The following is a 14,298-nucleotide window of genomic DNA, read 5'->3' on the forward strand; positions in this document are numbered from 1 at the left end:
TCCCCATGCCCGTATTCAGCAAATTTGGTCTTAAAACCGGCCCAAGCGTTAAAAATGGCAAGCATATCGTTATCGACGGCGTAGCCGATGGTTTCGAGGCTTTTTGTCTTGCGCGTCTGGTCGAAGAGATCGGAGAACGCGGGCCTGTCTTGTATATTGTGCGCGATGGCCAGCGCATTGCTGATCTGGAACAAGTGTTGAACTTTGTTTCGCCCGATCTTCCTGTGCTGCATCTGCCAGCATGGGACTGTCTGCCATATGATCGTGTGTCGCCGGGGGCTGATGCATCGGCGCGCAGGCTTGCGGCACTGGCTGCCTTGGCATCGCTCAAGAAAACGCCGCATCCAGCTGTCATTATCACCACTGCCAACGCCATTCTGCAAAAGCTGCCACCGCAGGCCGCCATCGCCGAGCAGGTGATTTCCGCACGCCCCGGTAATCAGCTCAATATGAATGATCTGAGTGCACGGCTTGAGCGTAACGGCTTTGAGCGTGTCTCGACTGTGCGTGACATTGGCGAATATGCTGTGCGCGGTGGCATTCTTGATCTTTATGCGCCGGGTTCAGAAGAACCGCTGCGGCTCGATTTCTTTGGCGACACGCTCGAAACAATCCGCGCGTTCGATCCGGCATCGCAGCGCACCACAGGCGCGCGCAAGGAATTCGTGCTTCAGCCTATGAGCGAAATTTCGCTCTCGCCGGATATGATCAGCCGTTTCCGCAAGAATTACGTGGCGATGTTCGGCGCACCACAGCGTGATGATGCGCTTTATCAGGCGATCAGCGAAGGGCGTCGCTTTGCCGGTATGGAACACTGGCTGCCGCTGTTTTACGACAATCTCGAAACCGTATTTGACCATACGGGCGACATGCCGGTTGTGTTCGATCATCTGGTGCATGAAGCGCTGACCGAGCGTCATACGATGGTCGTCGATCATTTTGAGTCGCGTCTGCGACAGTCCGAAGGCAAAGAGCCGGGCAGTGATGCTGTGCCGTATAAGCCGGTTAAGCCGGAAGCGCTTTATCTGACGCCCCGCGAAGTTGAAGCAATTGCAGAAACGAATGGTCTGCGCATTGATCTGACACCGTTCGGCACACCGGAAGTCTCAGGCCGCACGGTTGTTCATGCTGACGTTCATAAAGGTCGCAGTTTTGCGGAAGAGCGCGCTGCGACCGATGTGAACCTGTTTGAAGCGGCGGTGAAATATATCGCCGATCTGCGCGTGGCTGGCAAAAAAGTGCTGGTGGCCGCATGGTCGGAAGGTTCGCTCGACCGTCTCTTGCAGGTGTTGGACGAGCACGGCCTTGAAAAGATCGAGACGGTGGATCGCCTTTCCACCGTTAAGGCACTGTCGCGTGACAAGATCACGGCTGCGGTTCTTGCTGTTGAAAGCGGGTTCGATGCAGGCGATCTGGTTGTCGTTGCCGAACAGGACATTCTGGGCGATCGCCTTGTACGCCGTTCCAAACGACGCAAGCGCGATCAGGATTTCATTTCGGAAGCGGCTTCGCTTTCGGCTGGCGATATCGTCGTTCACGTCGATCACGGTATTGGTCGCTTCATCGGTCTTAAGACAATTACGGCTGCAGGTGCGCCGCATGATTGTCTTGAAATTCATTATGCGGGCGATGATCGGCTGTTTCTGCCAGTTGAGAATATTGAGCTGCTCTCTCGCTTCGGGTCGGAAGGATCGGAAGCTGTTCTTGATAAGCTTGGCGGTGGCGCATGGCAGATGCGCAAAGCCAAGCTTAAGAAGCGCCTACTTGAGATTGCCGGACATCTGATCCAGATCGCAGCTGAACGACAGATGCGTGGCGCGCCAGTCATGCAGCCGCCAGAAGGTCTTTACGCAGAATTCGCAGCGCGTTTCCCTTATGATGAAACCGAAGATCAGTTGCGCGCCATTGATGCCATCACGGACGATCTCGGTGCAGGCAAGCCAATGGATCGCCTCATCTGCGGTGACGTTGGTTTCGGCAAGACGGAAGTGGCGCTTCGCGCGGCGTTCGTTGCAGCCTTGAGCGGCTTTCAGGTGGCTGTCGTCGTACCGACCACGCTTCTATCGCGCCAGCATTTCAAGACTTTCTCGACGCGCTTCCATGGTCTTCCGGTCAATGTCGCACATGCATCGCGTCTTGTCGGTACCAAAGAGCTGGCCGCTACGAAGAAGGGTCTTGAAGACGGGACCGTAGATATTGTGGTTGGCACCCACGCACTGTTGGGCAACTCTATCAAGATCAGAAATCTCGGCTTGCTTATCATTGACGAAGAGCAGCATTTCGGTGTGAAGCACAAGGAACGGCTCAAGGAACTGAAGTCGGACATTCACGTCCTGACGCTTTCCGCAACGCCGATCCCACGCACATTGCAGCTGGCTTTGACAGGCGTGCGCGAGCTTTCACTGATTACGACGCCACCGGTCGACCGCATGGCCGTGCGTACCTTCGTATCGCCGTTTGATCCGCTGGTGATCCGCGAAACATTGCTGCGTGAACGTTATCGTGGTGGCCAGAGCTTCTATGTTTGCCCGCGCATTGCCGATCTCACAGAGATCGAGGAATTCCTGAAGGACCATGTGCCGGAACTGAAAGTGGCCGTGGCACATGGCCAGATGGCGCCGGGTATGCTCGACGACATCATGAATGCCTTCTATGACGGGCAATATGATGTGCTGCTGTCGACGACCATCGTGGAATCGGGCCTCGATATTCCGACGGCCAATACGATGATCGTGCATCGCGCCGATATGTTCGGTTTGGCGCAGCTTTATCAGTTGCGGGGACGTGTTGGTCGCTCCAAGCAGCGTGCTTTCGCGTTGTTCACACTGCCTGCCGGTCGCACGCTGACGCAGACTGCCGAGCGCCGCCTCAAGGTTCTGCAATCGCTCGACACACTTGGCGCGGGCTTCCAGCTAGCAAGCCATGACATGGATATTCGCGGTGCGGGCAATCTGCTTGGCGAAGAACAATCCGGTCACATCAAGGAAGTGGGCTTCGAGCTTTATCAGCAGATGCTGGAAGAAGCGGTTGCAACGCTCAAGGGCACCATTGAAGTCGAAGACAGCCAGTGGTCGCCGCAGATTGCTATCGGTACGGCTGTGATGATTCCGGAGGCCTATGTGCCGGATCTGCAATTGCGCCTTGGCCTGTATCGTCGTCTTGCAGACCTTGAAGAACCGCAGGAAATCGATGCATTCGGCGCAGAACTGATCGACCGTTTCGGACCAATGCCGGAAGAAGTGCAGCATCTGCTCAAGATCGTTTACATCAAGGCACTCTGCCGCCGCACCAATGTCGAGAAGCTCGATGCCGGTCCGAAGGGTGTGGTTATCCAGTTCCGCAATGCAACTTTCAACAACCCTGTTGGGCTGGTGAAGATGATCGGCGAGCAGGGCTCCATGGCCAAGATCAGACCAGATCAGAGCATTGTTTTCATTCGCGATTGGGCTACGCCCGAAAAGCGTCTTAATGGCTCGGCAGTCATCATGACTCAGCTGGCCAAGATTGCTACCGGCAGTTAAACAGTTAGCTATTAAACACTGAGGGTTCAGTGCCACTCCCCGGCTCTGAAGTTTAAAACGGAGAGAACTTTGATGCTAAAGAATGCTTTGCGCGTTTCCTGCGCCGCTGCAGCACTCCTATTTGTTTCTCAATCGGCTTTCGCTTTGTCTACGCCGAATTGCAAGGTTGAGACGATTGAGCATTTCGTCAAGACTTTCAGCCATGATATTTCGATTCAGGAAGCCAATACCGCAAAGACCGTCATCTTTGAGAGCTTGGATATGGAAGCCGATCCGGAGCCAAAGAAGGTCAGCACCGAAGTTCCGCTCGCTGATGTTGAATGGCCGGTGATGCCAGATGTGGAAACGCTGGCCGGAAGAAAGAAACAGGCTGAGTACAAAGACGGTGAAAACGGCAATAAGATTGTCGTAATCAAAGGCACCGACAATGGCGAATATATGGAATTTGAATTTGCCAAGCAGCCGTGCTGGACGCTGGTTCGCGTATCAGACGAAAGCATGTAAGCATTTGCTTGATATTTAAAGAAAAAGCCCGCGCATCTGAATGAATGCGCGGGCTTTTTTGTTGCTTATTCGGGTATCAGCGGTCTTCGGAAATGCCAGGCTCAAAACCTTCCGCTGTCTGCTGAATAGCATCAGCAAGAGCGGAGGCTGATTGCGCACCCATGACGGCATATTTCTGGTCGATGATGAAGCACGGAACGCCGCGCACCCCGATACGGTTTGCAGTGTCGATTTCTTCGCGGATCGTGGCCTTGTCGGCCTCGCTTTGCAGGAGGCGGGCAACGATCGGTGCTTCCATACCAACGCTTGCTGCAGCATCAATCAACACTTCATGGTCGCCAATATCCTGTCCCTGCTCGAAATAGAGCGAGAATAGTCGGCCAACCAGCTTGTCCTGAAGACCGGGCCCGGCCTGTGCAGCCCAATGGATCAGACGGTGAGCATCAAGCGTATTGGGCGCGCGCGTAATGGCTTCAAAATCGAAAACAATATCGTTCTCTTCGCCAAGCTCAGTTAGCTGCTTGTGAATGTCGTCAATTTTCGAGCCGGTACCGAATTTTTCGCGCATATAGGCCTGACGATCCTTGCCCTGTGGAGGCAGAGAAGGGTCGAGCTGATAAGGACGCCAGCGAACTTCCGCGTCAACTTCGGGCGTCAATTCAAGTGCCTGTTCCAGCCTCTTGCGGCCGAGGAAGCACCATGGACAAACGACATCAGACACAACGTCGATGGTGATTTTTCTTGTGGTCATAAGGTGCTCCGTTCGGCAAGCAGGCGAACTATCCTCCAGCTTGCTTATCTTTATAGATCGAAAATGTAGGGTGAATTACGACGCGATCAACTCAGTCTATTTGCTCGCCTGCCACCAGGTTGGCAACTGATAGCCGTAAAGCGATGTTTTCTCCGGATGTCTGATCCGATCCCACCGTGCCACCCACTGATAAGGCAGGTAATAGAGCGGGATGTAATAATCACCGGAGATGAGAATGCGGTCGAGGGCACGCACGGCACTCACAAAATCATCGCGTTCCCGCGCCGCAAGCATCGCTTCGATCATCGCATCGACTGCCGGATCGGATACGCCGGGATAGTTGAAGCTGCCTTGTGCATCGCGTGATGCAGAGCCCCAGCGCATCCATTGCTCGTTGCCTGGTGATAGCGAGCCCGTGAGGGCACCGAGGATCATGTCGTAGTCGAATGTCTGCAAACGCTGCTGATACTGTGCGTCATCAGCGGTGCGAATTTCGGCATCGATTCCGAGGCGGGCGAGGTTGCGCTTATAGGCCAGTGCTACCTTTTCCTCATCAGCCGAACGTGTCATGATTTCAAACTGGAATAGCTTGCCAGATGGATCAATCGCCTTGCCATGCTCAAACGAGAAGCCGGCATCTATCAGCAGTTCATAAGCTTCCTTGGCCGGGCCGCGATCATGACCGGTGCCGTCGGTGGTCGATGGATGCCACGTTCCTTCCAACACATCCTTGCGAACAGCATCAGGGAAAGCAGCGAGAAGCTTCCGCTCGCGCGCATCAGCAGCTTTACCTACCGATGACAGATCTGAGCCTTCCCAGAAACTTTGCAGGCGTTCATACTGACCCGCAAAGAGATTGCGATTGGCCCATTCAAAATCGAACAGAAGCCCGAGTGCCTGTCTGACGCGACGATCTTCGAACACTGGACGGCGTGTGTTGAAGACGAAGCCAAGCATATTTGCTGGCGTTCCCTTCTCGAAGTTTTCTTTAACGACTTTGCCTTCCTTGACTGCCGGGAAGTCGTAGGATTTTTCCCAGCGTGTCGGATTGGCATCGATGAATACGTCGAGAATGCCCTTCTTGAAGGACTCAAACAGCGATGTCTCATTGCGATAATACTCAATTGAGATCGTGTCGAAGTTATTCAACCCATGCTGAACTGGCAGATCCTTGCCCCAGTAATCCGGGTTGCGCTTATAGGTGATGCGCTGGCCGGGCTGAACGCCAGAGACGGTGTAAGGGCCGCTTCCCACTGGAGGCTTGAGTGTCGAATTGCCAAATGTCGCTGGATCGATTGCGTGCTTGGGCAGCACCGGCATCGTTCCGGCAATCAGCATCGGAAACTCCCGATCGGATTTGTCATTGAAGACAAAGCGCACGGAGCGCTCGCCGGTCTTTTCGATTTTCTCGATCCGGCTCATTCGATTGTTGTAAGGCGGACGGCCTTTTTCCGTGAGAATGTCGTAGGTGAAGATGACATCCTCAACTGTTACCGGTTCACCATCAGACCATTTTGCTTTTGGATTGAGCGTGAATTCGACCCATTTGCGTTCCGGGTCGATCGCGACCTTCTCTGCAAGCAATCCGTAAAGCGTGAAAGGTTCATCGCGTGAACGCTGCATCAGCGTTTCGTAGACCAGATTCCCGAAATCGGCATCGCTGAAAAGAGCGCGCGCGGTTGTACGCATACTTTTGAGAACGAACGGATTAAGGCTGTCAAACGTTCCGACAACACCCATACGCAGCGCGCCGCCTTTTGGCGCGTCGGGATTGGCATATAGAAAGCTGGTGAAATCAGCAGGCAGTGCCACGTCGCCATGCATTGAAAGTGCATAGTCTGGCGCTGCACCATTTTCGGCCTTCGCTGGAGCGATGCTGGCGCAAATGCCGATAAGGCTGGCTAAAGCTGTGTTGCGGAAAAGAGCAAACAATCCAGTCAACTTTCTCGCGTCCTCGTTCAACTTAATAGGTTCATTGTAAATAAGTGTGAAATCTTAGTATCGATTCGTGTGGCGAAATTAGCATGAACCTTGAGTTTGTGCGGATTAACAGCGTGTCTGACGCGCGACAGTGCAGATTAAAACAAAAAATATGACGTATTTTGCTGGTTGAAAGGCTTCGACCATCTGGATTCATATCAGAAGTCGTTGTAACACGACGCCCGGAATGGGATGTTAATTCCCAAAGGTCACGCTGTTGCCGCATTTTCTAATCAGTGACGGTCTATCGCTGACTCAACCAGAGACGGAAGATCATAGCGTTGAAAGGAACCTGTTGATCATGACCAGCACGAAGACAATCGCTGCCGCATCCGCATTTGCTGGCGCGTTCGCCCTGCTTGCCTCCGCGACGATGCCTGCAGCTGCACAGCAGCCGCCTCAGGGTTGGTTCAAGGTTTGCTCGAAGCAGGAAGACAATGACATCTGCAACACGCAGAACATTATCACTGCAGACTCCGGCCAGTTGCTGACCGCAGTTAACCTCATCGAGATCAAGGGCAAGATCAATCGTAAGATTTTTCAGGTCACTGTTCCAATCGGCCGCCTGATCCCTGCTGGTGTCGGTCTGCAGATCGACAATGCCAAGCCAACCAAGCTTGAGTATGGCATTTGCTTCCCGGATCGCTGCATTGCTGAAGCTCCGCTTTCAGACGATCTGATCAATGCGCTGAAAAAAGGCACGAAGGTTACGCTGACTTCGGTCAACTACCAGAACAAGCAGAACCCGATTCCAGTTGCTCTGACCGGCTTCTCGGCAGCCCTTACCGGCCCGGGCCTCAAGCAGTCTGAACTCGAAGAACGCCAGAAGGAACTTCAGGACGCTGTTGCAAAGCGCCAGAAGGAATTCGAAGAAAAGATGAAGGCTGAACAGGCCAAGGCAAAGGGCGCAGCTAACTAAGCTGCTCTATTGCAATGAATCGAAAAGGGCGCTTTTTAGCGCCCTTTTTGTTTGTGCATTTGATTAAGTGATCCGAGTAAATACCCGATTTTATTTAATTGGCGTGCAGCTTCACGCGGTACGACCCGTTATCAAGCTTGTCGAACATTTCACTGATCTGCGGATGACGCAGCGGCTCATCGCTCAGATCCGGTACGAGGTTTTGCTCAGAGACATAGGCCACATATTCGGACTCCGAGTTTTCTGCCAGCAAATGATAGAACGGCTGATCGCGGCGCGGCCGGGTCTCTTCAGGGATGGACTCATACCATTCCTCGGTGTTCGCAAATTCCGGATCGACATCAAAAATGATCCCTCGGAAAGGAAACAGTCGATGCTTGACCACCTGTCCGATCTGAAACTTAGCGTGCGTTATCTGTGTCATACCCATGAGACATATGTAGTTCACCGCGCGCTGAATTAAAGCTGCGGGAGGTTTCAGGTTCGGTTATTGAGGCGATTTATTATTTTGTCGCGCTTTTCCCGCGATTAGGGAGTTTCGGAAGCCGCGGCAACAGCTGAGAAAAGCCGCTCCCAGGGCGCAAGCCTTCGCGCATGAAGAATGCGCGGAGTGGCGCAAAAGAGCGCAGCATTTCCAGGCCAACGCCGCGTGCAATCTGTGCTGGCAGCATAGGCGAGAGCAGCGAACGGTTGAGTGCATCCACCGAACCTGTGCGGGCCAGAATATCTGGACGACGGCCACGATCATAAGCGCGGATCACACGGTCCGAACCGGGGTCCGATGGATCGCTTGCAATGGCCTTGATCAGTGTTTCGACGTCGCGTGTGCCGAGATTAAGCCCCTGCGCGCCGATAGGCGGGAACACATGCGCTGCTTCACCGATTAAAATGGTGCGCTTTGATGCAAATGAAAGCGGCACCATTCCCGATAGCGGCCACGCTTGCGGACGGATATCAATCGTCACCTTGCCAAGCATTGATTGCATCATGTCTTCGATGCGCTGAGCGAGGGCCAAGTCATCCAATGCGAGCAGCATTTCGGCACGGCCGGGGTTCACCACCCAGACGAGACTTGAACGTTTTCCCTTAAGCGGAACCTGTGTGAACGGGCCTTCTTCTGTATGAAATTCGGTCGAGATGTTCTCGTGTTCGACTTCATGCGCAAAAGAAAGCACCACGGCCGTCTGCGGATAGCTCCAGCGACGTGTGCGAATACCAGCGGCTTCGCGCGCAGCGGAATTGCGTCCATCAGCTGCTACGACAAGACGGGTATGCAGCGTATCGCCGCCTGCAAGCGTTATGGTGACGTGATCGCCATTGTTGCGATATTCGATTGCAGGTTGCGTGATGCGTTTGATTGCAGGGTTGTTTTCAACCGCTTCCGCAAGCTTCTGGTTCAACGCTGCATTGGGGATGTTGTAGCCAAAGGCTGTTTCATCAATTTCGCCTGCGCGGAATGTTACGGCGGGGCTGCGGATGAGACGCTGCGTGGCATCGACAATACGCATTGAAGCAAGAGGAGCAGCCTCAGGCGCGATATCGCCCCAGACACCGATTTCTTCAAGAAAGCGGATAGCAGGCATCATCAGCGCTGTGGTACGGCGGTCGTTTCTGTCTGTTTCCGGACCGAGCAGTGCCGTGCGATAACCTTTGGCGCTTAGGGCCAATGCGGCCATCATTCCGGCAGGGCCACCGCCACTGATTGTGATTTCGGTGAGGGGCTTTTCTACAACCACGTCATTCATAGTGCTCTATCCCTGGCCAGAAACTTCCGGCCCAAAGCGATTCTTATCGCGTCGTATTTGTTGCCACTTAACCGCAAATGGTGGTCAAAGGCCATTGTTGCATAAGCTAAAACCCAATCTTTGGTGGAATGAGGGCGGTTTTGTCTCACGACTTACTTGCTCTTTTCGCCTTATTCGGGGAAAGCTTTGTGCAACAGCATGGCTTCCACCGATCATTCGCGTTGGAGGTCTTATCTGCCGCTTCACGCCTTGTTGGAAGATTGAAGGCGGCGATCAAGAGAAATGGCAAACGGCGTGAAAAGCAAACTGACCGGAAAACTCAAAGCCAAGAAAGTGACCGCGCCACAGGCGAAGGCATTTTCTGTTCATCTGCTCACCGCGTCCGGTTCATTTCTGGCGTTTCTGTCAATCGTGGCTGCAAGTGATGGCCGCTACACCGCGATGTGGTGGTGGCTTGGTCTTGCATTGTTCGTCGATGGCATCGACGGACCAATCGCGCGTAAGCTCGAAGTCAAATATGTGCTGCCGAACTGGTCGGGCGAATTGCTCGACAACATTATCGACTATGTGACCTATGTGTTGATACCGGCCTTTGCGCTTTATCAAAGCGGTTTCATGGGGACGAACCTGTCGTTCATATCCGGTGCGATTATCGTGGTTTCGAGCGCGATTTACTATGCCGACACCGGCATGAAGACGAAGGAGAACTTCTTCAAAGGCTTCCCGGTCGTCTGGAATATGGTGGTGTTTACGCTCTTCATTGTCCGGCCCGGAGAATGGGAAGCTTTCGCCATTGTGGTTCTGTCGGCGATCCTTTCCTTCCTGCCAATCAGCTTCCTGCATCCGGTGCGTGTGGTGCGTCTGCGCCCGCTCAATCTGACGATCTTTTTACTGTGGTGTGCCTTTGGCGCTGCAGGTCTTTACTATACGCTCGATGCGCCGCTCTGGGTGCGCGTCGGCATCACAGTGACCGGTCTTTATATCTACTTCATCGGCGCAATCATGCAGTTCTTCCCTAATCTCGGACGAACTGCTGCTGTTATCGCGGCTGAACAGGCTGCTGAAGCGAAGAAGAGAGGCTGAGGAAACCATGATCAACGCTATTCGGGTTCACCAGACTGGCGGTCCGGAAGTCCTGCAATATGAACAGATCGAGATCGGTGAGCCGGGAGCAGGTGAAGCCAAGGTGCGCCATGAGGCCATTGGGCTGAACTTCATCGACGTTTATTTCCGCACTGGGCTTTATAAGGCGGCGCAGATGCCGTTTACGCCGGGCAACGAGGGTGCGGGCATTGTCGTGGCTGTCGGCTCTGGCGTCGAAAACCTCAAGGTTGGCGATCGGGTTGCCTATGCAGCGACGCCCGGTTCCTATGCCGAAGAGCGCATTTTGCCTGCTGACAGGCTTGTTAAAGTACCTGACAGCATCGAACTGAAAACCGCTGCTGCCATGATGCTCAAGGGCATGACGGCGCAATACCTTCTGCGTCAGACCTTTGTTGTGAAGCCGGGACACACGATCCTGTTTCATGCGGCAGCAGGCGGTGTCGGGCTTATTGCTGGTCAATGGGCGAAGCATCTTGGTGCAACCGTTATCGGTACAGCCGGATCGGAAGAGAAGATCGCTCTGGCCAAAGCCCATGGCTATGACCATGTCATCAATTACCGCACCGAAAACTTCGTTGAACGTGTGAAGGAATTGACCGGCGGCGAGGGCGTGAATGTCGTCTATGATTCCGTGGGTCGCGACACCTATATGGGGTCGCTCGATGTTCTGAAGCCGCTGGGCATGTTTGCCTGCTTCGGCCAGTCATCCGGCGTTATTCCTCCGTTTGATCTCAATCTTCTCGCTCAGAAGGGTTCGCTCTTTGCGACCCGCCCGACGCTGTTTAATTACGTTGCAAAGCGTGCTGAACTCGAGAAGACGGCGAACGAGTTGTTCGATGTCGTGGCAAGTGGTGCAGTGAAGATCGAAATCAACCAGAGCTATGCGCTAAAAGATGTGCGTAAAGCGCATGAAGACCTCGAAGCGCGCAAGACGACGGGTGCGAGTATTCTGCTTCCGTAATATAGAAGCTGTGAGCACGATCCCGAAAAGTTGCGAGGCTTTTTGGATCATAAATTGCGTGAAATGAATCGGCGGTGTGCATATGTCCTCCGCCGTTTTCTTTTTGGCTTTTCAAGAACGAACTTGCTGGATAAGGTCGTTCAAAAATAACCTTGGGGAACAATGTCAGCGCCTTTATCCGACCGGCCTCTTTTGGATGTCCGCCGGCTCACTAAAGTATTTGGTCAACTCAGAGCGTGCGATGCGGTAGATCTCGTCATCGAAGCTGGGGAAATACACGCCCTTTTGGGTGAAAACGGTGCTGGCAAATCCACATTCGTGAAAATGCTGTTCGGCGCGCTCCAGCCTCTGGAGGGCGAGATCGTCTGGAAGGGTCAGCCGGTAACGATCAACGAACCAGCTACGGCAAGAAAACTTGGCATCGGCATGGTTTTTCAGCATTTCTCGCTGTTTGACTCGCTCACTGCTGCCGAAAATATTGCGCTGTCGCTCGACGGTTCGCTGTCCCTTTCCGAAGTCGCCAAACGTGCGCGCGATGTGGGGCAGGCTTACGGTCTTCCAATTGATCCGCAAGCCCATGTCGGTGACCTCTCGGTCGGTGAACGCCAGCGTATCGAAATTGTGCGCTGCCTTTTGCAGGAACCGGACCTCATCATTCTTGACGAGCCGACATCGGTTCTCACACCGCAGGAAGCTGACCGCCTGTTTGAAACGCTGGAGCGTTTGAAGGCTGAAGGCAAGTCGATCCTTTATATCAGTCATCGCCTCGAAGAGGTGAAACGGCTTTGCGACCGCGCCACTGTGCTGCGTCACGGCAAAGTCGTCGCGCATTGTGATCCGAGGCAGGAAACGGCTGCATCGCTTGCCCGCATGATGGTCGGCAACGACATCAAGGTCGTGGCACGCAGCCCGATGGCAGCTCTAGAAGCACAGGCAGCGCCGCTTTTTGAAATCAAAAACCTGTCTCAAGCTCCGCGCGGTCCGTTTTCGACTGCACTGAAAGACATTTCGCTCAGCATTAAAGCCGGTGAAGTTGTTGGTATTGCTGGCGTTGCCGGTAACGGGCAGGGCGAGTTCTTTGAAGCCATTTCGGGCGAGGTTCTGCAATCTACGTCCTCGGCGGTACGCATTCGTGGCACGGAAGCTGGCAAACTCGACGTCAGTGAGCGCCGCATGATGGGCGCAGCTTTTGTGCCGGAAGAGCGCCTTGGACATGGCGCGGTGCCAGCGCTGACGCTGACCGACAATCTTTTCCTTTCGCGCTATAAGACCGATGCGAAGGCCTTCATGCGCGGCGGCAAGTTGAAGCTTATTGCCGAAAGCGCGCTGCGCTCGGCTGCAAAGCGCATCATCGATACAATGGATGTACGCAAGAGTGCGGAAAATCCGCCAGCTTCGGCCTTGTCGGGCGGTAATCTGCAGAAGTTCATCATCGGACGCGAGCTGGACCGTTCTCCCTCTGTAATGGTCGTCAATCAGCCGACATGGGGCGTGGATGCAGGCGCTGCGGCGCATATCCGGCAGGCTCTGGTTGATCTCGCCCGCTCGGGTTCAGCCGTGCTTGTGATTAGTCAGGATTTGGATGAACTGCTCGAAATCAGTGATCGTATTGCCGTGATGAACCATGGCGCGCTTTCCGATCCAATGCCTATCGCAGACGTAACGCTGGAAAAGATTGGCCTTCTGATGGGCGGCGTTTCCGGCCCGGATCAGGCGGGGGCAGCGTGATGCGTATTGAACTCGTAAAACGTCCGCAGCCTTCAAAAATCTTTAGCGCCGTTTCGCCGTTGCTGGCCTTGGCGCTTACGCTTGTTTTTGGTGGTATTGCCTTTGCGTTGATGGGCAAAGACCCGCTTCATGCGCTTTATGTCTTCTTTGTCGAACCTCTGTTTGACGTATGGTCGTGGCATGAGCTTCTGGTTAAGGCCACACCGCTTATTCTGATCGCTATTGGTCTTTGCGTCTGTTTCCAGTCAAACAACTGGAATATAGGCGCTGAAGGCCAGTTCATTATTGGCGCAATTACCGGTTCGATCCTGCCGGTGATGTTCCCCGATCTGCAGATGTGGATCGTATTGCCTTTGATGATGCTGATGGGTATGGCGGGTGGAGCTGCCTATGCCTCCATCCCGGCGCTTCTGAAAGTTCGCTTCAACACCAATGAAATTCTTACCAGCCTGATGCTGGTTTATGTCGCGCAATTGTTCCTCGACTGGCTGGTGCGTGGTCCATGGCGCAATCCGGAAGGCTATAATTTCCCGGAAACGCGCCAGTTTAATCCAAGTGCGGTGCTGCCTGAAATCTGGAGTGCATCGGGCCGTGCCCATTGGGGCTTCATCTTTGCCATTGTTGCTGCGGTGCTGGTCTGGTTTCTGCTCGCCAAGACGCTGAAAGGCTTTGAGGTCAAGGTTATCGGCCAAAGCCCACGGGCAGGGCGCTTTGCAGGTTTCAGTCGCGGTAAGCTGGTCTTCTTTGTCTTCGCAATTTCAGGCGCACTGGCTGGTCTTGCAGGCATCGCCGAAACCTCCGGTGCCATTGGCCAGCTACGCCCTGTCATCTCACCCGGATATGGCTTTACGGCGATTATCGTTGCCTTCCTTGGAAGGCTAAATCCGATTGGTGCGATTGCAGCCGGTTTTGTACTGGCACTTTCATACCTTGGCGGCGAGGCGGCACAGGTTGCCATCGGTATCTCCGAAAAATCAGCGCGCGTGTTTCAGGGCATGATCCTGTTTTTCGTGCTCGCTTGCGACACGCTCATTCACTATCGCATCCGCTTTGTGGCGGGTCGCTCAGCAGGAAAGGCCTGATCA

11 protein-coding genes are annotated in these 14,298 nt (G+C 54.0%); 7 read left to right on the plus strand and 4 right to left on the minus strand.

The genetic code is table 11. The features are described 5' to 3' along the window. Positions 1 to 5 precede the first annotated feature (5 nt). Positions 6 to 3,521 (plus strand): transcription-repair coupling factor, encoded by a 3,516-nt coding sequence (mfd, locus tag RT142_RS05970; protein WP_313027930.1) that lies wholly within the window; start codon positions 6 to 8, stop codon positions 3,519 to 3,521. 72 nt (positions 3,522 to 3,593) lie between these two features. Further along, on the plus strand, positions 3,594 to 4,025 hold the full coding sequence (locus RT142_RS05975) for a hypothetical protein (RefSeq protein ID WP_007878861.1): 432 nt from the start codon (positions 3,594 to 3,596) through the stop codon (positions 4,023 to 4,025). 76 nt (positions 4,026 to 4,101) lie between these two features. Here the strand turns inward: RT142_RS05975 and RT142_RS05980 are convergent, their stop codons facing one another. Both RT142_RS05980 and RT142_RS05985 read right to left on the minus strand, forming a co-directional pair. Then, on the minus strand, positions 4,102 to 4,776 hold the full coding sequence (locus RT142_RS05980) for a DsbA family oxidoreductase (protein ID WP_007878865.1): 675 nt from the start codon (positions 4,774 to 4,776) through the stop codon (positions 4,102 to 4,104). A gap of 96 nt (positions 4,777 to 4,872) precedes the next feature. Beyond that, a complete protein-coding gene (locus tag RT142_RS05985; protein WP_313028022.1) occupies positions 4,873 to 6,600 on the minus strand; it encodes an extracellular solute-binding protein in 1,728 nt (575 codons plus the stop codon). A 457-nt stretch (positions 6,601 to 7,057) separates the two neighbouring features. On the opposite strand from RT142_RS05985, the gene RT142_RS05990 reads away from it, so the two are divergent. Then, positions 7,058 to 7,675, plus strand: coding sequence for an invasion associated locus B family protein (locus RT142_RS05990; protein WP_007878867.1), 618 nt, complete (start codon positions 7,058 to 7,060; stop codon positions 7,673 to 7,675). Positions 7,676 to 7,769: 94 nt separating this feature from the next. Here RT142_RS05990 and hspQ read toward each other — a convergent pair whose 3' ends face one another. Further along, complete coding sequence (gene hspQ / locus RT142_RS05995; protein ID WP_064321615.1) at positions 7,770 to 8,105, minus strand: heat shock protein HspQ; 336 nt, start codon at positions 8,103 to 8,105, stop codon at positions 7,770 to 7,772. A 73-nt stretch (positions 8,106 to 8,178) separates the two neighbouring features. After that, a complete protein-coding gene (locus RT142_RS06000; RefSeq protein ID WP_007878869.1) occupies positions 8,179 to 9,420 on the minus strand; it encodes a UbiH/UbiF family hydroxylase in 1,242 nt (413 codons plus the stop codon). 282 nt (positions 9,421 to 9,702) lie between these two features. On the opposite strand from RT142_RS06000, the gene pcsA reads away from it, so the two are divergent. The 4 genes from pcsA (at position 9,703) to RT142_RS06020 (ending at position 14,295) form a co-directional block, all read left to right on the plus strand. Continuing rightward, on the plus strand, positions 9,703 to 10,503 hold the full coding sequence (pcsA, locus tag RT142_RS06005) for a phosphatidylcholine synthase (RefSeq protein WP_007878870.1): 801 nt from the start codon (positions 9,703 to 9,705) through the stop codon (positions 10,501 to 10,503). 7 nt (positions 10,504 to 10,510) lie between these two features. Then, positions 10,511 to 11,485, plus strand: a complete 975-nt coding sequence (locus tag RT142_RS06010; RefSeq protein WP_313027933.1) for a quinone oxidoreductase — start codon at positions 10,511 to 10,513, stop codon at positions 11,483 to 11,485. 162 nt (positions 11,486 to 11,647) lie between these two features. Next, positions 11,648 to 13,213, plus strand: a complete 1,566-nt coding sequence (locus tag RT142_RS06015; protein WP_313027935.1) for an ABC transporter ATP-binding protein — start codon at positions 11,648 to 11,650, stop codon at positions 13,211 to 13,213. Continuing rightward, on the plus strand, positions 13,213 to 14,295 hold the full coding sequence (locus RT142_RS06020; RefSeq protein WP_007878879.1) for an ABC transporter permease: 1,083 nt from the start codon (positions 13,213 to 13,215) through the stop codon (positions 14,293 to 14,295). Before RT142_RS06015 ends, RT142_RS06020 begins: the two co-directional genes overlap by 1 nt. The last annotated feature ends 3 nt before the right edge of the window (positions 14,296 to 14,298 follow it).

It is taken from the genome of Brucella sp. (genome assembly GCF_032066345.1).
Classification (GTDB): Bacteria; Pseudomonadota; Alphaproteobacteria; order Rhizobiales; family Rhizobiaceae; genus Brucella; species Brucella pseudogrignonensis.